Consider the following 25,109-nt stretch of genomic DNA (forward strand, 5'->3'; position numbering starts at 1 on the left):
AACTACTCGCCACTTAGCAAAGCTTGAAGTGGGAGCTTCTCAGTTCCACGACGAAAGTAACCTTTCGTCTCCCTGAGCGTTACTTCGGGGTGTTCCACCCCTAGATGTCCAACGCATGGATGCTCTTTTGGTACGGTTGATATTTTACGCAGGAACCGAATGGCTTGGTTTTCGCACTCTATTTTCTTCTTGCAACCTTCTATATCAAGTTATCAAAGAACTTCAAATAGCAAGTTTATCAAAAGTTTTTGGCTATGCCAAACCGAAAGTCATCTCCCACCTATCGTAGGGCTACGCCCTTCACACGCTTGAGGAAGGAGAATTCTTGCGGGGAATACGTTAAAAAAGGAGGAGAACATCATGTTAGGTAAATTAGGTGAATTAAATGAAGGATATAATGTATTAACAGAAATGAACGGTCATTGCGGTGATATGTTAATGGATATAGGCATATATAAGATGTTTAATGGAAAAGAAGAGCTGTTATTTGATAATAAGAATGAAACGGCAGTACTTTTACTAGAAGGGGCAATATGCTTAGAGTGGGATGGAATGGAACAAGTTATTCAAAGGCAGTCTGTTTTTGAAGAAAATCCTTGGTGTTTACATGTGGCTAAAAATGTGAAGGTTACAATTACTGCTCTTTCAGATAGTGAAGTGCTTGTCCAAAAAACAGATAATGACCAAGAATTTGCGTCAAAGTTATATACTCCAAATGATTGTCAAAGTGTCGTAGCTGGAGAAGGCGTATGGGAGGGAACAGCTCAGCGTGTTATTCGTACAATTTTTGACTATAACAATGCAGCATATTCGAATATGGTTGTAGGAGAAGTTATTTCTTATCCAGGGAGATGGTCCAGTTATCCACCGCATCACCATGATCAACCGGAGGTATATTATTATCGCTTTAACAAGCCACAGGGATTTGGATGTGCGATGGTAGGTGAGGATGCTTATCGCGTTGTACATAATAGTTTTATTACAATTCCAGGTGAACTAGACCATCCGCAAGCAACTGCGCCTGGATATGCAATGTATTTTTGTTGGATGATTCGACATCTTGAGAATAACCCATGGAATGATCGTATCATGGAGGAAGACCACAAGTGGTTATTAGAACCAAACGCGAAAATTTGGCCAGAAAAAGAATAAACGAAAATAAAGTTTTGGGAAAATACATTTGTTCGTTGAATGTTATTATTACCAGCACATGAAGATGAACATTTAACTCAAACGTTGGAGGAGATTGCAATGAATCAAGATCCAATCTTACAAAAGGCAATAAATAAATGGGAAAATATGAGCCATGATTCTTCTTTCCGAACAGCATATGAAGCTCGAGAGAAACTACTTCTAGATGAATAGGCTAAGCTAGCGCATGCAGAACAAGAGGGCATGGAAAAAGGCATTGAGCAAGGTAAGATGCAAATGATCCGAGGAATGCATGGAATTGGCGTACCACTTGAAACTATTGCAAAAGCAAGTAAGTTGAGTGTAGAGGAAATAGAACGTATCTTGAAATTTAAAGTAAATATATATGAACCTATAGTACTCATGAATAAAAGAAAGTAGATCCTCATTATCATGGTACGTCTAATCGTAAAGCATTGCTGAAGATTTTAGCAGTGCTTTTTCTCAATCAACTTTTTGATATTTTTCATTCTGCTCACAATTATATAGAAAAGTTGAAAGAAGAACGTGAATAGTCCGAAACAAATGTGTTTCGGACTAGGGGTTCGATATTTTATCCATTTTATTCAACATTTTTCAAGGGTTAATAGGCTGAATTTTCTGATTTAAAAAGCGAGAAAAATGTATTTCGTTAATCAATAGATACCCCGCTAGAGACAATCGGTTTTGTTGGTGCTGGCGTATCTCCACCATTAAACGAAGAGTTTTGTGATACATTTAAACTAATCATGCTACATGCTAATGCACTTACTACTACCATACTCAATAACACTTTTTTTATTTTTTTCATTACTTTAACGCTCCTTTTCTCAAATGTTTCTTATCAGCATTATTACTAATATAGAAATATTTGCTCGCTTTAACATGATTATTTGCCTCGTAAAATTGGAGTGCTAAAATCTCTGCATATTCTTTTACACAATCCCACATGTCCTCTTTTTCAAAATAAGAAATTGCATCAGTAACAACTTTTTCTAGTTTAATTCTAGGTAGTTCTGTGATTAGTTCATTTAAAACTGCGAAACGATGCTTATATTCCTCATTTCCTGATTCATTTGTATACTTTATTCCTTTCTCGATATATGCTTTTGCTGTTTCAACGCCTTCTAATTTATAATATGCTCTTGCTAAGACAAATAATGCTTTAAAATGGTTCGGTATGGTATTTATAATTTCAGAACTCTGTCTAATCGCCAATGGATATAAATCTTGAATATTATATAACCAGCCTAAATTGGATCGTACTCGTAATAATAATTGTTCTTCATCATACTTCTTACAAACATCAATAACCGTATTGAGACATTCTTCCGCTCTTTCAAATTCTCTTAGATCTATACAAGCCAGTCCATATACATTGTCGCATAAAGCAATATTAATTTCATAGCCTACATGATTCCGGTATATTTCTTTGGATTTTACTACATGTTGAATCGCTTCAAATGGTTGATAAGATTGATAACAGTAAGTTGAAAATCTATACTCAAACTCGGCTTTTTCTACTTCATCAGGTATATCAATTAAAAGTTCTTTTGCCTTTTCATAGTGTGTTTTCGCTTCAGTATAATTTGCTAAAATTGTAGAGTGGATTGCCTTAAAGAAATAATAATAGTAAGCTAAAAATGAAAATTCCTCTTTAATATTAGGGAGTTTTTCTATTTGATTAAAAGAATCTTTTGTAATACTCATTCCATCTACCAAGACTTTATATCTAAAATTTAGTAGGGAATAATAGAATGATACATATTGGTCTGTTTCTATTTCCTTTAAACGTTCTTTTACTTGTAGATATGTCTGTTTTGCTTCTTTTACATGATATAAACGAATTTCTTCATACCATTCATGTAATAATTCCATCAATTGCTTATTACTTTTTTCTTGAACAGTCATAATATCCCCCATTTCTCTGTAAAGGCTTATTCTGATAATAACAGGAATTAGATAAATTAAATTTAACTACGTTTTTTTTCACTAATATACAGAATATTCTGAATCGTAATAATGTACATGCTTTTAATTTTGAAAAAGTATAGTTAAGACAGTACAAGTTTCGTTAATGCTTTTTTTGATTTTGATTTATCAATTGTTGTCTATTGAATACTTCTTATAAGAAGTGGCGTAGCACTATAGTAGAAAAAGAGAGAGCTTATACTGTTATGGTATTGAGAAATATATAGGGCTTATTAAGCTTCAAGGGATTCCTCGAGAATAAATAGAAGTATATCAATATCTATTTACATTGAAGAGGGAGCATTAGTTTATGATAAGTTTTGGGATTAATTTCCGCCATATTATTAGTTATACACAAGAGAGTAGGAATCTTAATAATATACGGATTTTAAGTAAGTTCGGTATAAGATTATTTGATATATATGGAGAACCATTACCTGTATCAGATGTTAATCGAGAATTAGTAACGGCATTAAAACGCCAAGACATAAATACGCAAAGATATATATTAAGTCATTTACAAGGTTAGAAAAACCGATATTATACTGCGTTTTTCATACATATGTTCTATCCGATAAACCAAGAAGCTATCATCAAAGGTTTGTAAAATTTTATTTTCTTATATCGATTGAATTACGTAGTAATATTTAACAATTATTTAATTGGTTACTATAGTTTCTATCACCATGAAATGTATAAACCTCTTCTATATCAATAAAAATAGAATAAAGAATGTGTAATGAAGTACTCATCCAATTATTATGTGTATCACAATTGGATGGGTACTTTTTTACTTATTCCAAAATAGGGACAAAGCTAAATGCAATGGATAGTTATCAAAAAGCGAGTGTACAAATGTAACAAATGAAATTTCTATTCATAAGTGTGGTTCTTCTATTTAATCAAGGATGATTTAATACTTTCTTAGTTTTGGTTAAGGAAATTTATATACTTAAAGTAAAGGGGATAATTTTTAATGAAGGGGGAGGAGAATTTGAAAATTTTCACCTCAGTTGCTCCTGCGCAAACAAAAAACGAAGATTTACCATTCGATATTTCGTGGATGACCGATTGGATTGTAGACTGGTTTGGTTCTTTGTTTAATGGTGGCAGTGATGTAATAAAAGATGGGGGAGGTAAAATAGATGGTGTAGTCCATGCGAGTGTGCCTGCATTCTTTGATGTTATTTTCCTTATACTTTCTGTAGTAATTTTAATATCATTATTAGTTTTTGGGGCTTCGTTATGGTTTAAACATATAAAGTGGAAAAAAAGATCTATATATTTTGGAGTAGGTTCATTTATTCTCATACTTTTAATAAGGATTCTACCAGTGTTAATGTTGACGACACGTTCTTTTGATTTTCAAACCTTTATGAGTAATATGGTGGGCTTAATTACTTCTATAATTTTAGGAACAGCTGTATTAATGTTTTTGATATCTTTAGCATTAGGTATGCTTTATAAGAAATTAGAACATCCCAAATATGGAAAATGGAGTTCAAGTTTGAGATATAGTTCCATTTTTATATTTGTAATGACATTACTAGTACCGGCCTTACTGCGTCATTTATAATTTCGGTTTATAAAAGGAGAAGGAGGAGTAGTGCAAGTAATTTCTATAATATTTCTGTGTAATGATGCTAGTGCTCATTCTCCTGTCGATTTCAAGGTTAAATCTAATAGATTAAAAAATATATGGTACGTGGCTTTGGCCAAGGGGGAGAGGTGCTAGTGACTACTTTTGTTGTAATGGTAAGTATATTCTTAATTCTGTTCGTAATTGGTCCAAAAGCAACTAAGAAAAAAGAAGAAAGAGACAGAATTAAAAAGGAACATGAAGAGAAAATGGAGGTTTTAGAGGAAGAAAAAATTGACTTAGATATTAATGGAACTAAAGTACGGTTACACAAGAAGCCTAAGCTAAAGAGTAGTATATATAAAATAAAGGGTGACAGATAAATTCATAATAGGATTATCAGTTTCAAATATATTTACAAAGTTTTAGTGCAATCAGAAAGGATGATTTCAATGGGAGCTGAAGTTAAATACTGATGGACAGCAGGTTATTTAGAACTAAGGAAGCAGCAATTGGTGACCAGGGGACATCTGGGTTTATATTATTGGATAACCCTAATAGTGAAGGGGATATTCAAGAAGTAGAATTCATAAAAATTATTAAAGATGAAAAAGGGAACGCTATTGTTTTAGAAGTGATAAGAAATGAAAAGGCTTAAAAGCTATATTGGAATGGGGCTTTCGAGATATTATTTTGATTAATTTTTTTTAAAATCTCATGCTTTTTAAAAAGAATAACTATGTTATAACTGTTTTTGTAAAGGGCAGTATTTATGATGTCTTTAATAAAGGTTTAGGATTTACTTTTTATGCATCTAAATTATAAGACTATATCTACTTCTTTATACATTTTTATGTACTTTGCAACACCTTATACTATCGTAGTGACCTAAGGTTATAAAAATAATTGGGCTACGAAAGATAATGATGTATGTATTTATATTTTTTACACAATTAACGATAGTTTGATAGTTGTTCTGAAGTTGAAACTTATATACTAGTTTTAGTCCTTCGCCAAGCTTCCCTATTAATTCAGCTTATTTTCTAGGAAAGCTTGGCGATAAGTGTGATATATTGTAAGCTTTGCTATTATTACACCTATTTTTGAAAAAGAAAATTATTACCTATATCGGTAACGAAATACGATTCACTTAGTATAGTTGCTTTTGAATAACGTTATGAAATAATATAGTGAGTTGGTTAGAGGCTACTGTGCTAAAAAGTGCATTACTTTTTTATTCAATTACCCATTCCGAACCATTCCATCTATACCATGTCCGATTAGGAGCCCACCACAAGCGAAAATATTGTCTATTTGGATCATTATCAAAGTAGTAAAAGCTTCCTGTATAGAATCCGTTATTATCTACGTAGTACCATCTGATGTTATTAGTTGACACAAATCGGTTTCTCTGGCGCGTGCGATTAATATAAGCGTACCATATTCCGCTATCTTCATCTTCTACCCATCCATTTTGGGGAGTAGGAACAATGCCTGAGACGTTAAACATCGTCCAATTACAAGTTCCACCATTAGTCCAATAAGGGCTATTAAAAGGATTAGTCGGATCAAAATCAGGATTAGGTCTAATGCGTTCAAAATGAATATGGGGTCCTGATACTAAAGCTGAATCGTCTATTTCGCCAAGTAAATCTCCAGTTCGAATTATGGAACCCACTGCTAAATTATTACTAGGGAGAACGTGAGCATAGACAGTAAAGAAGTTATCACTACCTCTAACTACTATCTCATTAGCGCCACACATATCTGGTAACAACCTTCTAGCATTTTCTATACTTTGAAGACTGCTTCTATCAAAAGTTAATATTGTATCATTGGTGTTAATATCAAACACTTCCCACATATTAGCCCCATCATTGGGGTTTTCAGTTGGTCTGCTGAAACATTGGGCATCGCGTCTGATAAATGCTACTGTGCCACTCTCTACAGCAAAAACTTGTGTTCCAAATTCCATATTATTAAAGCCTAAATCTTTAGCCCCTGTTTCATGGCAACCATCGGTCATTACAACTTGTTCTGATGTTCTAAAGGGATTACGTTGATACTGAAAAGGCAAATCTTATTCATCCTTCCTATTAAATTAATATATTGAAATTAAAAATTTTAGGATTAGTATCCATTTTTTACTTCTATGAATGCATTTTGTACAAAAAACAAAAACTAATAACCTGGTTGAGTAGTTGATGGGATGGAAGTTGGTGGTGATTCAATTAGTGGTGGTTGAGTTGATGGGATGGAAGTTGGTGGTGGTCCATTTAGTGGTGGTTGAGTTGATGGGGTTGAAGTTGGTGGTGGTCCAATTAAAATTGGTTCTTTACAATTTACATGCGTGCTAGTAACCACAAAATTATAATCCTTTTGTTTTTTGTTACAATTACAATTTCTATTCTTTCTAGGTCCATGAGAATTATGTTTAGGCATGTTTTAGATTATCCTCCCTTCATAGCTTGTACTATTAATAAATGCAGCTTGTTTATTCCTTGAAACGGCATTTGCCAAGCTTTTGTAAAATAATCATCTAAAGTTAACATCCCTTAACCTATCAGTAGTTTATTTATCTATAAACATGCTATAAAGGCCTCTTCAAATGAACTGAAGAGGCCTTTATAGCATGTTTTGAATTTCAGTTAGCTATTATTCCGTTTAGTAGATGCTACGTTTCTATGCATAAGTATAAGGTTTAGAATTTTTAATTCAATATTTCAATAGGGTTGCTGTTTTGTTAATTTATCTGTTAGATAGAATGTTTTAATTTTATATGGGATCGTATCATAATGGGTATAGCTAGTTACTAGTTTCAGAATTGATATGTAATGAAAAAGCTGAAAAATTATATTTTGATAAGGCTTTTTAGGCATGGAAAGATGGTTTTGGGAAATTATGGTAGTTTTGATAAAGCTATGTCCAAAAATCTTTTATGCGTAATAATGTCATTTTAAATAACTGCAATAATCTCTTACAGTATTTTTCGGGGAGGTAATTTTTGATTTTTATGTTGATTTATAACTTATGTATTGCTTCTGTTCCTAATTTTTGTCCTATTAAACTTTGGAACCTAAATAATTATATATGCAATAATATTATTTTTGGATAATTTTCATCCGTATTTATTGAGTAATCGTATCTATTAAAAATTATTTTATAGTATTATATGAATAATAAAATAAGTTAAATAATGGTATCTGTTCTCATTGAATATACCAGAAAATATTGGTAAAAAACAGTCTTTTTATTACATTCAATTGACTTTAATATTTAAAGGGTCATATGAACTTTAAGTTTGTGTTGATTAATCCTCTTCATTACAAGGGGACGTTTTTTGAAGGAATCGTTAAAAAGGAGTGGTGTTAATAAAGAAAATAATATTATTTGTATGCGCTTTAGTGTTATTTATCATGTTTGGATGTACTAAAAAAGTATCTAATAATTATGTTATCTCAGAGGAAAGTTGCCAGAAAAACTGGGCAGTTTGTACGTTATTTCCTGAACATGTAATCAAAATTGCAGGTTCTAAAACTGTGAAAGTAGCTGTTTTAGATAGTGGGATTAATCAGGACATAAAGGGACTTAAAGGCCAGGTAAAGAAAAGTTATAATGCGCTTAATAATACTTTTGAGACAGAGGCTATATTAGATCATGGAACTATGATTGCAAGTATCATTGCTTCTACAAAAAGTAGAAATAATGTGGTGGGAATTAATCCTGCTGTTGAATTGTATGATGTTCAAGTTTTAAATGAAAAGGGTAGTGGAAAAATAGCGGATATAATATCAGGGATAAACTGGAGTGTTGAACAAGGTGTTGATATTATCAATTTAAGTTTTGGCTTTTCTAAAGATGACCCTAACCTAAGGGAAGCGATAAGAAATGCATCAAATAAAGGGATAATAATTATTGCTGCTACAGGAAATACCATTGGCTTATCTACTGATTACCCTGCTAAATACCCTGAAGTATTATCTATTTCTGCTATTGATAAGGATATGAAATTATATGCTTATGCCGGCCAAGGCAAGGTTGATTTTGTGGCACCAGGCGTAGATGTACCTGTATTAAATATACATGGAGAGGTTGAAATGCAAAGCGGGACTTCTTATGCAACAGCTTATACAACAGGGATTGTTTCTATATTGCTTCAAAATGGGAGTAAAGACATAGAAAAGGATCTACGCTTTGGAGCAATAAAATTAGGTGCGAAAGAAAAATTTGGGATGGGATTAGTACAAATAAAAGAATAAGGTGGAGAATTTAATGAAGAAATATTTTATCTTCAGTATAATTACAGCGCTTTTCATTACATATGTTCCTACAGGGTTTGTATATGCAGCGCAAGAAAATGATTCTGCATTAAAAGAAATTGTAAATGTTACCGAAAACACTGAAACTAGTAAAATAGATGCCGAAGTTAAAGTTGATGTAAAGGAAGATTTAGGGATAGAATCATCCGAACAAATTGAAATAACTGAAAATGTTGTTGATAATGTAGACACTTTTGAATCAATATTAGATACTGATCAAGTACAAATGGAAAGTACATTGGAATATAATATTGAAACAAGTGAAATGAGTGCTAAAGCAATACTAAATGATGAGAATGGAAATGAAATAGAGAAGAATTTTTCAATTCTTGTGACTGATGTAGAAGGTGAAGATTTAAAAGCCATTTTTGTGGATCAAGAAACTGGTGAGCAATATTCTATTGATACACAAGAAATAACTGCATCTGCTCTTCCTTTGGTTCCCGTTCTTGTTGCATTCATAGTTAAAAGCGGTCTAAAAGCAGCTATAAAAAAATATGGACCAACTGCTATTAGAACTCTAATGAAAAACTCTGAACCTCTTGCTAAAGCAGTTGCAAGCAGATTAGGATACGCAGAAACAAAATTTTACTCTCATGGTGCAAGAGTATATTATAACAAAAAAGGAAAACCTAAATATATAACTAGAGACAAAGATGGCCACATTGGTGGAGCTTTTAAAGGTGCTGATACAGTAAAAGCTCTTGCAAATAAGAAAACTAGATCTGGAACTTATGATTTAGAATTAAGAAGAATCGGAGCTTAATAACTAATTATGGATAAATTTAAAAAATTTAAAGTAGATTTTACAAATACTGAAGAAACTCCCTTTTTTCAAGTAACTTCGAATCATAGAATTAGATTCGATATGGATTTATTTGTGAATAATAACACTCGATTATTAAAAAATATCTTGGATAATTTATTCAATCAAAACGAAAAAATAAATTCTTCCTTTATCTGTGGATATATTATAAATGGTAAAAGAATTCATGAAAAAACAGGTTTAGGTAAATTTACTAAAATTATAAATTGGAAAGAAATGTTAATAAAAAACGATAATTTTACAAGTTCAACAATTTTTGCATCTATAAAAAATTTAAATTATCAAGATGTATATAAATACTGTCAAAATGTATCACAAGGGCATCCATCAGCATATATCTCATTTTATAATGACAATTATTTATTGTATATAAATCAGGATGTACTTGATATAATTTCATTTAATGAGAAGTTAATAGAACAATTAAAAACTAAATATGCAGTGGAATATGATAAATATTATGAGTAATTGATATATTTTAAAGGAATATATTAAGAGATTATAGAGAATTCCCAAAAGACCAACCCCTTATTTATTAAGAGGTTGGTCTTTTTTAATTTTTCTTCCATAATGAAGTATTTAATTACATTGAGTGTTGTTATTTATCCGTACATATGCAATGTTCTCAACTAATTGAAAGTCATTTTCTATTAATTGGGTAATAAATTCATTTGAATTGTTTTGCTTATCAATTTCCTCTAATAATACAAAATCACCTAATTTATTACTTTTCTCAATTGGTAGGAGCCTGTTTTCAAGTATAACGTTTAGGACACCTAATTAGATATTAGAGAATGTATGCTGCTTTGTTAATTTATTTGCAAGTTCGTTAAGTACATACAATAGATGATCAAATTCCATAGAAGATAAGGCGGAAATATCTTCAACTGGGAGTTTAGGTTTCTTTTTTCTTCCGAACGGTACTTTGATACGATTCATTTCTACACTTCCTTATTAGTATTTATCTCTTCCCACTCACTTTTTTCTAAGTAAATCATTTTAATGTGACGTCTAAGTAATTGTGAAATGGTTTTAGTAACTATGTAGTCATTTAATGGATTATATAATGTTTCAACTTGTTGGGGATTTTCCATCACGAAAATAATATGGTGCTTTGATCCAGTAGCATGAACTATTTCTCCTAAACTATTTGCGATTAAAGGATTATCTTTCTTTGTATGAGCAATACAGTTAGGGAGGGATTTTTCTAATAATTTGCTGGTTTCCCAAGTGATTTCTGGTAATACAATATCTTTTGCAGTTTCCTTAGCTTTTGAATCACGATAAATTTGGATGTTTCTGCGTCTTTGATTAGTAATTGGTTGTTCTTTTTGTTTTTCAAATTTGTCTAAGCGTTGATTGAATGTTGCGATGGTATCAAGTAAACTTTGTAATAATGTCTGATTAAGCTCACTAGAAGCTTCATTTTTATTATTTTTGATATTCGGTTGTTCAGTTGATATTTCCTGCTCCAGCTGAAGAAGCTTAACTAAGGCAATTTCAATAAGTGTCGCTGCATAAACAGAATTTTTTATTTTATACTGTACCGTTGTAAGTTCTTCAAGAATACTTGGAATTTTTGATAAAGGTATTTGCTCAGTAAGATTTATAAAGGCATTATTTTGAACTACCCCCACGTTCACTTCTAAACGAAGTTCAATTGGGGGAATAATATTATGAGAGTAACTGGTATTGTTCAAAAAGTTGATAAGTTTGGAAGAGGTGGTATTGATTACGATTAAAATCTCTTCTGCTTTGTTTGTCGATAAAAACATCTTGTTCGTCAGTGATATGTTGTTTTATTGCTTCGAGTTATCGATTTTCATTTTGATATTTCCTACTAACCCTTATATATCCATTTTTTCTTGTATTCAAAATAAAAAGCCATTTTTTCAAAAGTGTTTCTAATAAAATTTGCACAAAAAACTTCAAAAGGCGTCAATAATTATTTAGTAATTCAAAAGTTTGTTTTTTGACCTTTCGAAATATTGAAACGAGTGGATTTTAAGATACTTCAAAAGGTGTACCTTTTGAAGTGTTTTTTTAAGAGGTTCATATGTAAAAAGTAAAACTATGTTTAGGTATTTTTGTATAATTTGTAATACACGCCGTTGAATATCCAAATAAAAGCCCAGTAATATCATGCATAGGTACCGATATTACTGGGCTTTATGAGTTTAACATTTTGTATGTTTTGTAAAACTATTTTTCTTTCGGAAGTACAATTCTTTTATACAATTGAACTGTAATCAAGTAATAAATTAAGTAAATCACTACGAAAATGACAAGTGGTAACCAAATTCGGAAATACGGATCAATCAAAAGCGGACCGAACATGTTCATACCAACTAATATATGAGCAATACCCACAATTGCCGGTACTAAGAATATGAAGAACAGCTCTTTATAAATCGATTGTGTTAATAACCCTCGGCGGACACCAATTTTACGAAGCATTTGATAACGTGTGCTGTCTTTCGATGCGCCAGATAGAATTTTAAACATTAGGCAACTTGCCATCATTGCTAAGAACGCAATTCCAACGAAGAGGCCCATAAACATGAATCCACTGGCCATACCATGACTCAGATTATACATTTGATACGTACTACCTAATTCCTCCGCTTTCACATTTTTATATTTCGCTACCTGTAATTCATCAAGTTTTTTCCATTCTTTTAAATTTGCTCCAAAATCATCTGTTTTCCCAATAAACACAGTATTTTCTTTATCCTTCATACTATCGTATATGCTTTGGTCTATAATTTTTATTTCATGATCAGGATACATATAAGTTGGCTGGATTGTGAAGAAAGCTTCTTTCCATTGTTTTGTTTTCGTATCATCGTTATACAATTTATACAGTTGTTTTGGCAATGTAAATGCATCCTTAGGAAATTCCTCTGAAACTTTCATCTTCTTCCTATTTTCACTATCTTGTGCTAAAGGACGATTTTTCTCTACATCTTCTTTTATATAATACACATACTGATTATCTACCTTGTATCGATATTCAAACTTCTTTTGAAATAAGATGCCACTCAAAATTTTCTTTTCTTCCGCTGTTGGATTATGAACGACTGAGTCGTAAACTTTTTCCTTATCAGTCGTCTTTAGAACGTTATTTTTAAATGCCATACCACACGCAATTCCACCAGCGCCAAGAGCTACTAGGATTGCTACCGTTGCAAGTACCCGTGTTAGGCTATTAATTCGGAAATTCAATTGTGCAAAAGTAAAAGCATTCAGCCCTTTTTCACGACGTTTTTTATTACTCTTTATCTTGTTAAGCATAACTGGGAGAAGTGATCCAAATAACATGTAAGTACCGACTGTTGCTGTAATTAATCCAATACCCATGAATTTAGGTACGGTTAATAGCTCTTTTTCCTGTAAATGTGCTATATGGATCAGTGATGCATACCCAATACCTAGCAAAATTAGACCAAGAAATGCAACTATACCTGTCATTTTTCCTTTTACAGCGATACGCTCTGTTTTTGCATCTGCATGTACAAGTTGTAATACAGAAATACGAGATAATTTCATACTATTCATGATTGCTGATACTATAAATAGTGCAAAGAAATACAGGCAAGTAACAGTCATAGATGGAATATAAAATGCTTTATAATCTTCACCAGAGAATTCCAACTGCTTCATTAATAACTGACCAATACCTTCTGCAAGCCCTACACCAACTGCGATTCCGATTGCAAGAGATATGGCACCTATTACGATTGTTTCGATAAACATAAGTAAGGTAACTTTATGCTTTTTTGCCCCTAACATCATGTACATACCAAATTCTTTTTGGCGAAGAGATAATAAGAAAGAATTTGCATATAAAATATAGAAAAACGTTACAATCGCTAATAAAAAGGAACCGATTTGGAATGCAATTGCAACTGTATCAGCATGTGGATTGGATTCAAGGAACGCTTTATTTAGTGATAACGTTTGAAACATATAAAAAGTAGAAATAGATACGATAAGACCAACAAGTAAGACAATATAGTCTTGAAACTTACTTTTTAGTCCTGACATGGAAAGTTTAAATAACATACATGATCCTTCTTTCTTACGCTTTTTGTGTGCCTAAGTCCGCAAGCACATCTAAAATTTCTTTATAAAACTCTTCACGTGAACCACCACGGTGAATTTCTTTATATAGCTCACCATCTTGAATGAATAAAATACGCTGACAGTAACTTGCACTGTACGGATCATGCGTAACCATCATAATAGATACACCTTGTTCTTTATTTAAGTTTGTCATCGCATCCAGTAAACTTGTTGCATTTTTAGAATCAAGAGCTCCTGTTGGCTCGTCCCCTAAAATAATTGCTGGTTCATGGACTAACGCGCGCGCTGCTGCTGAACGTTGCTTCTGCCCACCAGATACTTCAGATGGATATTTTTGAAGTATTTCTGTAATGCCTAGCACATCAGCTACTTTTTCTACTTTCTTTCCAATATTTCGTGATGAGACACCTTGAAGGGAAAGTGGAAGAGCGATGTTTTCGTAAATAGATAAGTTCTCCAATAAGTTAAAGTCTTGGAAAATAAATCCTAACTTTTGTGAACGGAAATCCGAAAGCTCACCTTGCTTCATTTTCGTTATATCCGTACCTGTAATTTCAACAATGCCGCCCGTTGCTTTATCTAACGTTGAAATTACATTTAATAATGTTGTTTTACCAGAACCAGAAGGCCCCATAATACCAACAAACTCCCCCTCTTGAATCGAGAATGATACACCTTTTAATGCGTGTGATTGGTTCTCACCTTTTTTACCATACACTTTTTGAACGTTTTTCACGTCTACAACTGGTTTTATCATATATATCCTCCTACATTTGTTTTTCCATTGCCTATTTTGCGTTTTTTTGAGATGAACTGCAATTGATTTATATAACAGTAACCTAACATTTTTGTAAGAATCCATTCATTCGGTAATGAGTTCTGTGGTATATAAGGGGGTATTTTTTTCGCTTGAAACCATCTACTTTAATATAGGAAGGATACACATAAAAAAACACCAAATGCGGATCGGATTGTTACAATGAAGGATAAATGGTTTAAATGACCTCAAATATACACTTTTATGAACTATATAATTCATATATATATATGAACGTTAGGGATATGCGATATTGATTTGCTTATTCCCCCATTTCGAGGGGATGGGCAAAAACACCCTACTTATACTATCGCAATTTCTGGTAACTTACATGTAGAGGTATCGCTCAATATAACAAAAATGTAATGTTAATGAAATGTAATTCCATCGATACTATAAATGAAATTATATAAAATGAATAACATAAATGAATGGGAGTTAAAGAATTTTTATAATGAAAAAGGAGAAGTATTAATGCAAAATATATTAAGTGTAGAAAAAATTGAAAAATATTATGGTAATAAAGATAATGTAACAAAGGCTATAGATAATATTAGTTTTAAGGTAGATGAGGGGGAATTTGTTGGTATTATGGGGCCTTCAGGAAGTGGCAAAACTACACTACTTAACTGTATATCAACGATTGATCATGTTACGACGGGAAAAATAATAATCAATAATAGTGACATTACTCGGTTAAAATCAAAGTCACTAGATAAGTTTAGAAAAAATGAATTAGGGTTTGTGTTTCAAGACTTTAATTTATTAGATACCCTTACTGCTTATGAAAATATTGCCCTAGCGTTAACTATAAAAGGTGAGGAAAGTTCAAAAATTGATGACAAAATACAAGCAGTTGCAAAATATTTAGACATTGAACAAGTATTAAGCAAATACCCTTATCAAATATCAGGCGGACAAAAACAAAGGGTTGCTTCGGCAAGAGCTATCGTAACAGAGCCATCTTTAGTACTCGCAGATGAACCAACAGGATCGTTAGATTCTAAATCGGCTAGATTATTACTCGAAAGATTTGAAAGTCTTAATAAGGATTTAAAAGCTACAATTCTTATGGTTACTCATGATGCATTTACAGCAAGCTATGCTCGTAGAATTCTTTTTATTAATGATGGCAAAATATTTATCGAGTTGGTAAGAGGAAATGATTCCAGAAAAGAATTCTTTACTAAAATTATCGAAGTTATAACCCTTCTTGGAGGTGACGATAATAATGTACTCTAAGATTGCTATTGGGAATGTAAAGAAAAGTTTTAAAGATTATGCAATATATTTCTTGACACTAACACTGGCTGTTTGTATATTTTATAGCTTTAACTCAATAGAATCACAAAAGGCACTTATGGAAATTAACGCTTCAGATAGAAAGTATGTGCCTACAGTAATGAACGCTATCTCAAATGTGTCAGTATTTGTATCCGTAATATTAGGTGGTTTAATATTGTATGCAAATAATTTCTTAATTAAAAAACGTAAAAAAGAATTAGGAATATACATGACTTTAGGTATGGGAAGAAGAAACATATCCAGAATATTAGTAACAGAGACATTTCTAGTTGGCGTTATATCTTTAGTGAGTGGACTTATAATAGGTATTGGAGTATCGCAGGGGTTATCTACATTTGCATTAAAGCTATTTGACTTGCCCATCAATAAATATAAATTTGCAATTTCAACAGGTGCTATAGTTAAAAGCTCATTATACTTTGGAATCATGTTTTTACTTGTTATGTTATTTAATGTATATGTTGTTTCTAAATACAAAATAATTGATTTGTTAACAGCAGGTAGAAAAAACGAAGATGTAAAATTTAGAAATCCTCTTATCTATGTAATCACATTTATTTTGTGTGTAGCATCACTTGGATATGCATATGTGACTGTACTAAAAATCGGATTGAATTTTACTAATCCTATGCTCGTGGTATCTATCATTATTGGCATATTAGGTACATTGCTGTTTTTCTTTAGTTTATCTGGATTTATATTATATGTTGTAAAGAAGAATAGAAAAGTCTATTTTAAAGGGTTAAATATATTTATCATCAAACAAATAAATAGTAAGGTTAATACAAATTTTATATCAATGTCTGTAATCTGTTTAATGTTATGCCTTACAATGGTGGCTTTATCTACAGGAATCAGCTTTAACAGAATGATGGATGCAACAACGAAAGAAGTAACACCATTTGATGCCAGTATTACGTTGGAGAATAAGGATGAAAGTTACACTATAGAAGAAGTATTAAATAAATTTAATTTTAAAATAAGTAATAACGAAAAATATGTATCTTATAATGTATATCGAACAGGGATGGAAGTGGTGGACTTTGTACCAGAACTTAAAGATTATAATAACAGTATAGATTTCATTAAAGTATCTGATTATAATAGAATTTTAAATCTTAAAGGTGAAAAGGAAATCACTTTAAATAACAATGAAATTTTACTTTTATCAAATGAAAGCCGATTGGTTAATTCGATAAATGAAAGATTAAAAAATAGCAATAAGGTGAATATTAAAGAAAAAGAATATTTGGTAAAAAACGCTAAAGTTATACAAGAGAATCTTTATACTTATGATGTGCGAACTAATTACTTCACAATTGTTATAAATGATGAGTTTTTATCAGGTCACAAAATTACTGCATCCGTACTTAATGTAAATTATTTAGATGGAAATAGGGAAGAATATAATAAAAAATATGATAACGTTGCACGAGGTTTTTATGACGAAAATGGTCCGAAATTAAATATTAATCGTATAGCAGGCAAATCAAAGGATGAAGTTTATGCAGGAAGTAAGGGATTGAAAACTATCGTACTGTTTATTGGGATATATATAGGTATTGTTTTTTTTATAACGAGTATGGCTGTATTAGCTCTTCAACAATTATCAGAAGCCAGTGATAGCATAGATCGATATAAATCTTTGAAGAGAATTGGTTCAAACGGAACAATGATCGACAAAACGATTTTCATTCAAACTTTCGTATATTTTAGTCTTCCAGTTTTTCTTGCCATAATTCATTCTATAGTTGGAATTTATGTAGTCAATTATTATATTAACACATTTCAACAAACAGACATTATTTTACCAGCATTGATGACGGGCTTAGTATTTCTTGTAGTTTATGTAGTATATTTCTACACGACATATGTCGGGTATAAAAATATTGTAAAAAGTAATACTTGATTTTATAATGCTCATTAGGGCTATTACACCTTGTTTCTCAAGATGTAATAGCCTTATATTCTGTATAGGGAGAGAAAAGTCATGGGAAAAATCATTCTAATTGAAGATGATGAAATCATCAGAGAAGAATTACAACATTTTTTTATAAAGTATGGATATGAAGTAAAGGCTCCCACAGATTTTAATCATATTATTGAATATATAGAAAGTGAGAATGCAGACCTTATATTACTAGACATAAATCTTCCTGTGTTCGATGGCTATTATATATGCAGAGAAATACGTAAAACTTCAGATATTCCAATCTTCATGGTTACAAGTAGAGATAGTGATGTAGATGAACTGATAAGTATGAATTTAGGAGCAGATGATTTTATAACAAAGCCTTATAATACAGAAATACTATTAGCAAGAGTAACAAACATTTTAAGAAGAACATCTGGAGATTTCAAGATGAATCATATCTTAATTTATAGGGATTTTAATTTAAATCTTTCAAATGCAACAGTTACTTATCAAGACAAGTCTGTAGAATTAACTAAAAATGAAGTTAAAATACTCTCATGCTTAATAAATAATCGCGGAAATATTGTAAAAAGAGATTCACTCATAGAAACTTTATGGAAATCTGATTATTTTGTGGATGATAGCACCTTAACTGTTAATATAAATAGATTAAGAAAAAAGCTTGAAGAGATAGGTATAGAAAATCCAATTGCAACAAGAAGAAGCTTAGGGTATATAATGCCATGAATATAGGTGAATTTACTAAAGATAAAATGGTAGTAATGCTATCTAATGTACTGGTATTTATTATACTAGCAGGTATATTGCTGACTGTGAATGTTCCGTTCATTATCATATTCTTTGTCTTTTGTATTTGGTTTTTTCCATTGATTATATATATGGCTATAGAATTTATAAAATGTAAAAATTATTATAATGAGATTAATGGCATATTAGAAAACTTGGAGAAAAAATACCTACTTCCAGAGGTAGTAAGGGAATCAAACTTTATACATGGGGAAAAGCTTAACGCTATACTGAAAGAAGTAAGTAGAGATATGCATGAAAATGTAAAATATTATAGAGATATGCAAATAGATTACAGAGAATATATAGAAACATGGGTACATGAAATTAAGACGCCGATAGCTTCTACAAAGCTAATAATTGAAAATAATCAAAACGAAATATCTAATAAAATAGACTCACAATTGGATCGAATCGAAGGGTTTGTAGAACAGGTGCTGTATTATTCTCGAAGTAATAATGTTAATAAAGACTATATGATAAAGCCAATTAACCTTGATAATGTAGTAAGGAGTGTAATTAAAAGAAACTATAGGGATTTTATTCATAAGAGAATAAAATTAGATATACAGGATATTGATGAGATTGTATATAGTGATGGAAAATGGATTGAATTTATTATTAATCAAATAATAGGAAATTCCATAAAGTACTCAAATAACAAAGAATCAATGATACGTATATATGCAATTAAGAAAGCTAACTCAGTAATACTAACCATACAGGACAATGGAGTAGGGATAATACCTAAAGATATAAATAGAGTTTTCGAAAAAGGATTTACTGGAGAGAATGGAAGGAGATTTAGCAAAAGTACAGGAATGGGCTTGTATCTATGCGAAAAACTGTGTTCAAAATTAGGATTGCAAATTGGCATTGAATCTGAAATGAATAAAGGAACTAGAGTTACATTAATATTTCCTTTATCAGGTATGGTAACTTTTGAGACTTATTTATAAAAGAGATGCTGCCATCTTTCCATGAATTTCGTATGAAACTTATAAACAAATGTAAAACAGTATGCAAAGAGTAGAAATTCTCTTCATACCGTTTGTATTATTTAGCCATTTAACATATTGGTATATTTAATTATGAATCGGATGGATGTTAATCTGAAGTAGTCATTACTATTTTTGATGGCCACTAATACTTAACGTAAGATTTGATTCGGTTGCTACACAGACCTCGTAAGCGAGAAATTGTACACTATATAAAACAGTAAAATAAATATCCGATCCCTTATCGTACAAGGAATCGGATATTTTGTTTCTAAATTGTGTCCAAACGTACAATTTTCTTTTTTTGATATGGTGGTTTATACGCAAGGGCAAAGAAAAAATCGACATATAGAATTTTAAAATGACTTCAGCTAACGGGAATTATGTAAATAAGTTGTCCATATGGACAGCTTATTGTTTTTTTGCTTAGCTTGATAGCGATGTAACGGTACCTTATTTTAGGGAAATTGACAATGGAAAGAGACACGAATATAATAATCGTAGCAACTATAGTCATGTCTATTATAAAGGGGGCCGACCGTGGAATTAGAAAAATATATGGGTGTTAATGTACAGCGTGCGGCTCTTAAGCTGAATAACTATTATCAAAAAGTGGTGAATCCTTTTGATATTACTGTGGATCAGTGGGAAATATTGGTCGTTCTTTGGGAAAAAGAAGGGATTACCCAAAAAGAGCTTGCTGAAAGATTGCACAAGGATCAGACAAACGTTGCACGAATGCTTTTCAAACTGGAGAAGAAGGAATTTATTTATCGTGTAGTCCATGAAACTGATCGAAGGTCTTTACGTGTATATTTGACTCCTAAAGGTCGCGAAAGTAAAGATGACATCCTTTCTCCATCCATAGAGGCGTATAAGAACACCATCAAGGGTTTGTCTGAAGAGGAAGTAGAAACATTTAGGAGAATTCTTTCTGTAATGTATAACAATGTAAAGGATTTATAATCAGAGAGAAGAGTAGAGGAATGCATTTCAATCTTAAAAGAAGGGATTGAGGTACTCGAGCGTACATCACACACATTGGAGTATTTTTTTATCCGGTTTATCCGAGAGTAGCAATGAAAGTGAAGAAACCTGGAATGTCCATAAAGTGATTGAGCATCTCATTGAGGGAGAGAAAAATAATTGGATACCATGATTAGAATTTATTCTTAAGGTATATGAAAGTAAAGCGTTTCCCTCATTTGATTGTTTTTCTCACTCTGATTAAAAGTCAGAAAAAATAATATATTTAAAATTAATCAAATTCAAGGGTTGGCATCATGATTTCGGTGTCGTTATATTAAGGGAATCACTCTCTGCGTGGGCTGTGGAGTAAATATTTAGGTGTTTTAAAAGAAACTTGATAGAATCGATGAGTCGGACTGGTAAGTGTTAATAGATGGGATATATAGTTGCTGCGACCATTATAATCAAGACTATTATTTCTATGCTTTTTTTTAGGAAAAATATTAACAGATTAAATACTTGTCGTGTCAAGTATTGCTACGACAACAATAATGAGGAGGATACAGGATGGATATATTAGATAAAAGTATCGGGATTTTTGACGCCAAGTATAGAGCTCTGACTATAGGGATCATACTTGCTGTGACTACCGTGGCATTTGAAGGACTGGCGATTACCACTATTGCTCCAAATTTAGCGCGAAATTTACATGCTCTTCATTTGTATGGTTGGATATTCAGTTCTTTTCTTTTGGCACAAATCGTCGGAACCATGATTATAGGTCAGCGAATTAACAAAAACGGCGTTTTTACATCGTTTATGGCATCGATTCTTTTTTTCGTGATTGGCATTGTTATTGCGGCCACCTCGGTGAATATGGTTATGCTAATCGCAGGGAGAGTGTTTCAGGGGTTTGGCGCAGGAGCAATCATTACGTGCGTATATTATAGCATTACTTTAGGCTATCCCGATAAGCTGAGAACGAAAATACTTGCCGTGTTTTCAAGTGCTTATATTTTACCTGCCTTAATTGGACCCTATATCGCTGGACTTTTAGCTGAGTTTTTCTCCTGGAGAGTTGTTTTTTGGATGGTGCTTCCTTTCATTGGTTTGGCTGTAGTGCTGACGCTTCCCGCTTATCGCAAATTTTCGGTGAAGGAAAAAGAAGCTTCTAAAAATATCCAGAAAGAAGGATATGCGGTGGTGCTGGCCATTGGAACGGGCTTGTTGATGATGGGCCTTGGTTCTATAACCGATTGGAAGGGTATGGTACTTTCGGCGGTGGGGGTGCTTTTCATGATCCAACCTTTGCGAAAGTTGCTGCCCGGGGGTACTTTTAGTGCAAGGAAAGGTTTGCCTGCGACTATTGCGTCAAGAGGTTTGTTTGTCGCTTGTTATACTGCTACCGAAAGTTATGTTGTCCTAGCATTGACAGAAGTGAAAAAAATGCCTGCAGATCTGGCTGGGTTAATTGTGGCGGCGGGTGCATTAAGTTGGTCGATGGCAGCTTGGATCCAGTCAAAGTTTGATGCCAAAGACCACGGGGCAGGTCGAAACAAACGGGTAACGGCTGGTATTTGTTTTATGGTCATTGGTGTTGCCGCTGTTATGCTAGCTGTAGGTCTGCACGGAGGGGGAATCGTATTTGCAGTGATTTCGCAAATTTTCATCGGATTTGGTATAGGGTTAGCACATCCAACCACCGGAGCTATTGCGTTGCAGCATGCGAATGCAGGTGAAGAAGGGGAGATATCTGCCAGCCTTCAATTTACAGACGCATTCAGTCCGGGTTTAAGTATAGGAATCGGCGGTGCTTTCATTGCCGTTAGTCAATCGCTAAATTTGTGGTTGTTAACGGGAATTCTGTTGGCTTTGTCTCTTCAATTGTTTTTCGTCATTCTGAGTTTGTCGATATCCTTTCGTATAAAACAGACGAAATTAGCCTCTGAGGACGACTTATCAATACCGAAATGATGTTCGGTGAGCCCAGAAATGCATAATATTAAGGTTTAACGCTTCGGCTATGGTGCTTTAAAAAATAGACTTGAAGTTTAAAAAATTAATCCAGCTTCTAATAATTCTAATGGGCTAGGACTGGGATACCATCACATACTATCCTGTCTTCTGTGCGAGGTGTTGAAGGACATGTGGAGATAGGTATCGCTTTAGTTCTTTAGCGAATAAATGAAACTTATCTTGAATTAATAGATTCATACAAAACGCCATCCTTTCTGTATATTTCTACAAAAAGAATAGCGTTTTTTTCTTTTTATGGATACCATTTTTTAGCTTGATAGGCATGTGGGATACCCTATGCCCATCAACTTAAGAATTTACACCCTCAAGATGAAAATTTTGTGTATTTTTTACAGAAAACAACTAATTTTTCATCTTGGGGGTATTTGCTTTTCTAAGCTTGATAGTGATGTGGCGGTACCCCACATTCATCAACTTAAGAAAAAGTAACACCTCAAAAACAAAAAATGAGATGACTTCTCAAAATAACTACCTGTAGAGAAAGAAAAAATTTCATTTAGTGGGTACTTCAAAACCTTACCTTGATGGCGATGGGTTCACCATATCAAAAAAGAAAACTGTGCGTATAGACATATTTTTCAACCGCTTCCTGTACGTTAAGTGACTCGTTATTTTTTTTACAGTTTTTTATTATGAAATTCTAAATAATTAATTATAATAGATAAAAAAAACGATAAATAGTTGTGTTACGGAAAGGATTCGAATTTACATTATTTCTCAATACATATTATGGATAAATAAAGTAAAATATGGGTTGGGGTTATGTCTTATGTTGTGTTAATACTAACAATAACTAAGGGTACATAGTATGCTTTCATACCTTTGGATAATTTTGTTATAGGAGGGATGGAGATTTAAATGGCTCAAATTGTTGGTATTGATAGATACCTTTGTAATGGGGCTTTAATCTATATGCGTGAAGGCCTTTCCTTAAGTCTTGTCAGGAAGTAAGGAACAGTAAGCAAACACTTATACAATATGAATAGAGGAGAGGAATGCCTTATGAAAATACGTAGTCAAATTACATGTGCAAGTCTGGCCCTTTTAATAGCTGGAAGTTCCCTGTTATATACAACACCAACTTCAATTGTAAAAGCAGAGCTCACTCAAAATGTATCTAGTTCGTTACAAACAAATACTCAACGAGATCGTACTTCCGTCAAGCAAGCAATGCGGGATACATTGCAACTTGGATACCCGGGGATACTTGCTAAAACTTCTGAGGGTGGAAAAACGTGGGGGTATGCCGCTGGAATAGCGGATCTGAGAACCAAGAAACCAATGAAAACAGATTTTCGCTTTCGCATTGGGAGTGTGACGAAGACGTTCACCGCAACAGTTGTACTTCAATTAGCTGGAGAGAATCGCCTGAATCTAGACGACTACATCGAAGACTGGTTGCCTGGTGTCATTCAAGGAAATGGATATGATGGTAACAAGATTACTATCCGGCATATATTGAACCATACAAGTGGTATCGCTGAATACTCAAGGTCAAAAGACGCTGATTTTACGGATACAAAAAAATCGTATACGGCTGAAGAGTTAGTGAAGATGGGGGTTTCTCTGCCTCCAGACTTTGCCCCAGGAAAGGGCTGGTCTTATTCAAACACAGGATACGTATTACTGGGCATTCTTATTGAAAAAGTAACTAGAAACAGCTATGCGGAAGAGATTGAAAATCGGATTATTGAACCACTTGAATTGTCGAATACATTCCTACCAGGCAATTCAAGTGTTATTCCAGGCACTAACCATGCCCGTGGATATGTCCAACCAGACCGAGCAAGTGAGCTAAAAGACGTTACTTATTATAACCCAAGTGCAGCTAGCTCGGCTGGAGATATGATTTCTACTGCTGATGACTTAAACAAATTCTTCTCTTACTTGCTCGGTGGCAAATTACTGAAGGAACAGCAACTAAAACAAATGCTTACTACAGTTCCTACAGGAAAAGAAGGAATCGATGGATATGGTCTTGGAATCCATGAAACTAAGCTTCCAAGCGGTGTCTCGATATGGGGACACACAGGTGGCATTCTAGGGTTTACAACTCTTGTTGGAGGTAAACTTGGAGGCAAGCATACGTTGGTCGTCAATTGGAATAGTTTGGGTAGAACTGACAGTCCTAATCCTTTTAAAAATATTTTACTTGCTGAATTTAGCAAGTAGGAAAAAAGGAAAAATTCATCGTAGTTTTCATAGTTAAAAATATACTTTTCTGGTTCGAAAGCCCCAACTTATTTTCAAGAAAAATTTGGGGCTTTTTTTGTTTTGGTGGCGTTTATTCTTCTTAAGTTGATGGTCACG

The 25,109-nt window shown here is 32.8% G+C and carries 23 protein-coding genes and 2 pseudogenes; 16 read left to right on the plus strand and 9 right to left on the minus strand.

What is annotated here, in order from left to right:
• The first annotated feature begins 360 nt into the window (after positions 1–360).
• Positions 361–1,152 carry a 5-deoxy-glucuronate isomerase gene (locus ACQVV1_RS17450; protein WP_336376782.1) on the plus strand — a complete coding sequence of 264 codons (792 nt, stop codon included), beginning with the start codon at positions 361–363 and terminating at the stop codon, positions 1,150–1,152.
• A gap of 3 nt (positions 1,153–1,155) precedes the next feature.
• A pseudogene (locus tag ACQVV1_RS17455) lies at positions 1,156–1,572 on the plus strand (Rpn family recombination-promoting nuclease/putative transposase); the annotation flags it as partial.
• A gap of 250 nt (positions 1,573–1,822) precedes the next feature.
• Here ACQVV1_RS17455 and ACQVV1_RS17460 read toward each other — a convergent pair.
• The gene (locus tag ACQVV1_RS17460) at positions 1,823–1,981 is read right to left on the minus strand and encodes a Phr family secreted Rap phosphatase inhibitor (RefSeq protein ID WP_000721407.1); all 159 of its coding nucleotides are present in this window, start codon (positions 1,979–1,981) and stop codon (positions 1,823–1,825) included.
• Complete coding sequence (locus tag ACQVV1_RS17465; RefSeq protein WP_242253587.1) at positions 1,981–3,081, minus strand: response regulator aspartate phosphatase; 1,101 nt, start codon at positions 3,079–3,081, stop codon at positions 1,981–1,983. The genes ACQVV1_RS17460 and ACQVV1_RS17465 overlap by 1 nt, the downstream gene beginning before the upstream one ends.
• Before the next feature lie 370 nt (positions 3,082–3,451).
• On the opposite strand from ACQVV1_RS17465, the gene ACQVV1_RS17470 reads away from it, so the two are divergent.
• From ACQVV1_RS17470 to ACQVV1_RS17485, 4 genes are all read left to right on the plus strand, one after another.
• On the plus strand, positions 3,452–3,670 hold the full coding sequence (locus ACQVV1_RS17470; RefSeq protein ID WP_252209299.1) for a hypothetical protein: 219 nt from the start codon (positions 3,452–3,454) through the stop codon (positions 3,668–3,670).
• A gap of 447 nt (positions 3,671–4,117) precedes the next feature.
• Positions 4,118–4,717: a hypothetical protein gene (locus tag ACQVV1_RS17475; protein ID WP_252209298.1), complete on the plus strand. Its 600-nt coding sequence runs from the start codon at positions 4,118–4,120 to the stop codon at positions 4,715–4,717.
• Positions 4,718–4,875: 158 nt separating this feature from the next.
• Positions 4,876–5,103: a hypothetical protein gene (locus ACQVV1_RS17480; protein ID WP_000206850.1), complete on the plus strand. Its 228-nt coding sequence runs from the start codon at positions 4,876–4,878 to the stop codon at positions 5,101–5,103.
• 92 nt (positions 5,104–5,195) lie between these two features.
• Complete coding sequence (locus tag ACQVV1_RS17485) at positions 5,196–5,378, plus strand: hypothetical protein (RefSeq protein WP_242253584.1); 183 nt, start codon at positions 5,196–5,198, stop codon at positions 5,376–5,378.
• Between the two features lie 576 nt (positions 5,379–5,954).
• Here ACQVV1_RS17485 and ACQVV1_RS17490 read toward each other — a convergent pair.
• Together ACQVV1_RS17490 and ACQVV1_RS17495 are read right to left on the minus strand one after the other, a co-directional pair.
• A complete protein-coding gene (locus ACQVV1_RS17490; RefSeq protein ID WP_242253583.1) occupies positions 5,955–6,797 on the minus strand; it encodes a M23 family metallopeptidase in 843 nt (280 codons plus the stop codon).
• 104 nt (positions 6,798–6,901) lie between these two features.
• Positions 6,902–7,084: a hypothetical protein gene (locus tag ACQVV1_RS17495; protein WP_431169255.1), complete on the minus strand. Its 183-nt coding sequence runs from the start codon at positions 7,082–7,084 to the stop codon at positions 6,902–6,904.
• 1,001 nt (positions 7,085–8,085) lie between these two features.
• On the opposite strand from ACQVV1_RS17495, the gene ACQVV1_RS17500 reads away from it, so the two are divergent.
• The 3 genes from ACQVV1_RS17500 to ACQVV1_RS17510 are packed head-to-tail and all read left to right on the plus strand — an operon-like array spanning position 8,086 to position 10,333.
• The gene (locus tag ACQVV1_RS17500; RefSeq protein WP_431169256.1) at positions 8,086–8,979 is read left to right on the plus strand and encodes a S8 family peptidase; all 894 of its coding nucleotides are present in this window, start codon (positions 8,086–8,088) and stop codon (positions 8,977–8,979) included.
• Between the two features lie 13 nt (positions 8,980–8,992).
• Positions 8,993–9,805, plus strand: a complete 813-nt coding sequence (locus ACQVV1_RS17505; RefSeq protein ID WP_252209294.1) for an SAR2788 family putative toxin — start codon at positions 8,993–8,995, stop codon at positions 9,803–9,805.
• Positions 9,806–9,814: 9 nt separating this feature from the next.
• Positions 9,815–10,333: a hypothetical protein gene (locus ACQVV1_RS17510; protein WP_431169257.1), complete on the plus strand. Its 519-nt coding sequence runs from the start codon at positions 9,815–9,817 to the stop codon at positions 10,331–10,333.
• 312 nt (positions 10,334–10,645) lie between these two features.
• Here the strand turns inward: ACQVV1_RS17510 and ACQVV1_RS17515 are convergent, their stop codons facing one another.
• From ACQVV1_RS17515 to ACQVV1_RS17535, 5 genes and pseudogenes are all read right to left on the minus strand, one after another.
• Entirely contained in the window at positions 10,646–10,804 is a 159-nt protein-coding gene (locus tag ACQVV1_RS17515) for a hypothetical protein (RefSeq protein ID WP_252209292.1), read from the minus strand.
• 2 nt (positions 10,805–10,806) lie between these two features.
• Complete coding sequence (locus ACQVV1_RS17520; protein WP_431169276.1) at positions 10,807–11,640, minus strand: hypothetical protein; 834 nt, start codon at positions 11,638–11,640, stop codon at positions 10,807–10,809.
• A pseudogene (locus ACQVV1_RS17525) lies at positions 11,585–11,740 on the minus strand (recombinase family protein); the annotation flags it as partial. The pseudogene ACQVV1_RS17525 and the gene ACQVV1_RS17520, both read right to left, overlap by 56 nt.
• A gap of 327 nt (positions 11,741–12,067) precedes the next feature.
• Entirely contained in the window at positions 12,068–13,930 is a 1,863-nt protein-coding gene (locus ACQVV1_RS17530; RefSeq protein ID WP_431169258.1) for an FtsX-like permease family protein, read from the minus strand.
• Between the two features lie 16 nt (positions 13,931–13,946).
• A complete protein-coding gene (locus tag ACQVV1_RS17535; protein WP_431169259.1) occupies positions 13,947–14,708 on the minus strand; it encodes an ABC transporter ATP-binding protein in 762 nt (253 codons plus the stop codon).
• Between the two features lie 534 nt (positions 14,709–15,242).
• Here ACQVV1_RS17535 and ACQVV1_RS17540 point away from each other — a divergent pair.
• From ACQVV1_RS17540 to ACQVV1_RS17570, 7 genes are all read left to right on the plus strand, one after another.
• Positions 15,243–16,010, plus strand: coding sequence for an ABC transporter ATP-binding protein (locus tag ACQVV1_RS17540; RefSeq protein WP_431169260.1), 768 nt, complete (start codon positions 15,243–15,245; stop codon positions 16,008–16,010).
• Positions 16,000–17,982, plus strand: coding sequence for an FtsX-like permease family protein (locus ACQVV1_RS17545; RefSeq protein WP_431169262.1), 1,983 nt, complete (start codon positions 16,000–16,002; stop codon positions 17,980–17,982). The genes ACQVV1_RS17540 and ACQVV1_RS17545 overlap by 11 nt, the downstream gene beginning before the upstream one ends.
• A gap of 81 nt (positions 17,983–18,063) precedes the next feature.
• The gene (locus tag ACQVV1_RS17550) at positions 18,064–18,735 is read left to right on the plus strand and encodes a response regulator transcription factor (protein ID WP_431169264.1); all 672 of its coding nucleotides are present in this window, start codon (positions 18,064–18,066) and stop codon (positions 18,733–18,735) included.
• Positions 18,732–19,754 (plus strand): sensor histidine kinase, encoded by a 1,023-nt coding sequence (locus ACQVV1_RS17555; RefSeq protein WP_431169266.1) that lies wholly within the window; start codon positions 18,732–18,734, stop codon positions 19,752–19,754. The genes ACQVV1_RS17550 and ACQVV1_RS17555 overlap by 4 nt, the downstream gene beginning before the upstream one ends.
• Positions 19,755–20,333: 579 nt before the next feature.
• Positions 20,334–20,759 (plus strand): MarR family winged helix-turn-helix transcriptional regulator, encoded by a 426-nt coding sequence (locus tag ACQVV1_RS17560; RefSeq protein ID WP_199710729.1) that lies wholly within the window; start codon positions 20,334–20,336, stop codon positions 20,757–20,759.
• 570 nt (positions 20,760–21,329) lie between these two features.
• Positions 21,330–22,736 carry an MFS transporter gene (locus ACQVV1_RS17565; RefSeq protein WP_431169267.1) on the plus strand — a complete coding sequence of 469 codons (1,407 nt, stop codon included), beginning with the start codon at positions 21,330–21,332 and terminating at the stop codon, positions 22,734–22,736.
• A 1,065-nt stretch (positions 22,737–23,801) separates the two neighbouring features.
• Entirely contained in the window at positions 23,802–24,971 is a 1,170-nt protein-coding gene (locus ACQVV1_RS17570) for a serine hydrolase domain-containing protein (protein ID WP_431169269.1), read from the plus strand.
• The last annotated feature ends 138 nt before the right edge of the window (positions 24,972–25,109 follow it).

It is taken from the genome of Bacillus basilensis, from assembly GCF_050630465.1.
GTDB lineage: Bacteria > Bacillota > Bacilli > Bacillales > Bacillaceae_G > Bacillus_A > Bacillus_A basilensis.

Excerpts from the sequence above, each read along its gene's own strand:
- ACQVV1_RS17530 (WP_431169258.1), bottom strand. The coding sequence starts at position 13,930 with ATGTTATTTAAACTTTCCATGTCAGGACTAAAAAGTAAGTTTCAAGAC.
- ACQVV1_RS17520 (WP_431169276.1), bottom strand. The coding sequence starts at position 11,640 with ATGTTTTTATCGACAAACAAAGCAGAAGAGATTTTAATCGTAATCAAT.
- ACQVV1_RS17570 (WP_431169269.1), top strand. The coding sequence starts at position 23,802 with ATGAAAATACGTAGTCAAATTACATGTGCAAGTCTGGCCCTTTTAATA.
- ACQVV1_RS17465 (WP_242253587.1), bottom strand. The coding sequence starts at position 3,081 with ATGACTGTTCAAGAAAAAAGTAATAAGCAATTGATGGAATTATTACAT.
- ACQVV1_RS17515 (WP_252209292.1), bottom strand. The coding sequence starts at position 10,804 with ATGAATCGTATCAAAGTACCGTTCGGAAGAAAAAAGAAACCTAAACTC.
- ACQVV1_RS17540 (WP_431169260.1), top strand. The coding sequence starts at position 15,243 with ATGCAAAATATATTAAGTGTAGAAAAAATTGAAAAATATTATGGTAAT.
- ACQVV1_RS17550 (WP_431169264.1), top strand. The coding sequence starts at position 18,064 with ATGGGAAAAATCATTCTAATTGAAGATGATGAAATCATCAGAGAAGAA.
- ACQVV1_RS17555 (WP_431169266.1), top strand. The coding sequence starts at position 18,732 with ATGAATATAGGTGAATTTACTAAAGATAAAATGGTAGTAATGCTATCT.
- ACQVV1_RS17470 (WP_252209299.1), top strand. The coding sequence starts at position 3,452 with ATGATAAGTTTTGGGATTAATTTCCGCCATATTATTAGTTATACACAA.
- ACQVV1_RS17535 (WP_431169259.1), bottom strand. The coding sequence starts at position 14,708 with ATGATAAAACCAGTTGTAGACGTGAAAAACGTTCAAAAAGTGTATGGT.
- ACQVV1_RS17505 (WP_252209294.1), top strand. The coding sequence starts at position 8,993 with ATGAAGAAATATTTTATCTTCAGTATAATTACAGCGCTTTTCATTACA.
- ACQVV1_RS17450 (WP_336376782.1), top strand. The coding sequence starts at position 361 with ATGTTAGGTAAATTAGGTGAATTAAATGAAGGATATAATGTATTAACA.
- ACQVV1_RS17510 (WP_431169257.1), top strand. The coding sequence starts at position 9,815 with ATGGATAAATTTAAAAAATTTAAAGTAGATTTTACAAATACTGAAGAA.
- ACQVV1_RS17460 (WP_000721407.1), bottom strand. The coding sequence starts at position 1,981 with ATGAAAAAAATAAAAAAAGTGTTATTGAGTATGGTAGTAGTAAGTGCA.
- ACQVV1_RS17475 (WP_252209298.1), top strand. The coding sequence starts at position 4,118 with ATGAAGGGGGAGGAGAATTTGAAAATTTTCACCTCAGTTGCTCCTGCG.
- ACQVV1_RS17565 (WP_431169267.1), top strand. The coding sequence starts at position 21,330 with ATGGATATATTAGATAAAAGTATCGGGATTTTTGACGCCAAGTATAGA.
- ACQVV1_RS17485 (WP_242253584.1), top strand. The coding sequence starts at position 5,196 with ATGGACAGCAGGTTATTTAGAACTAAGGAAGCAGCAATTGGTGACCAG.
- ACQVV1_RS17545 (WP_431169262.1), top strand. The coding sequence starts at position 16,000 with ATGTACTCTAAGATTGCTATTGGGAATGTAAAGAAAAGTTTTAAAGAT.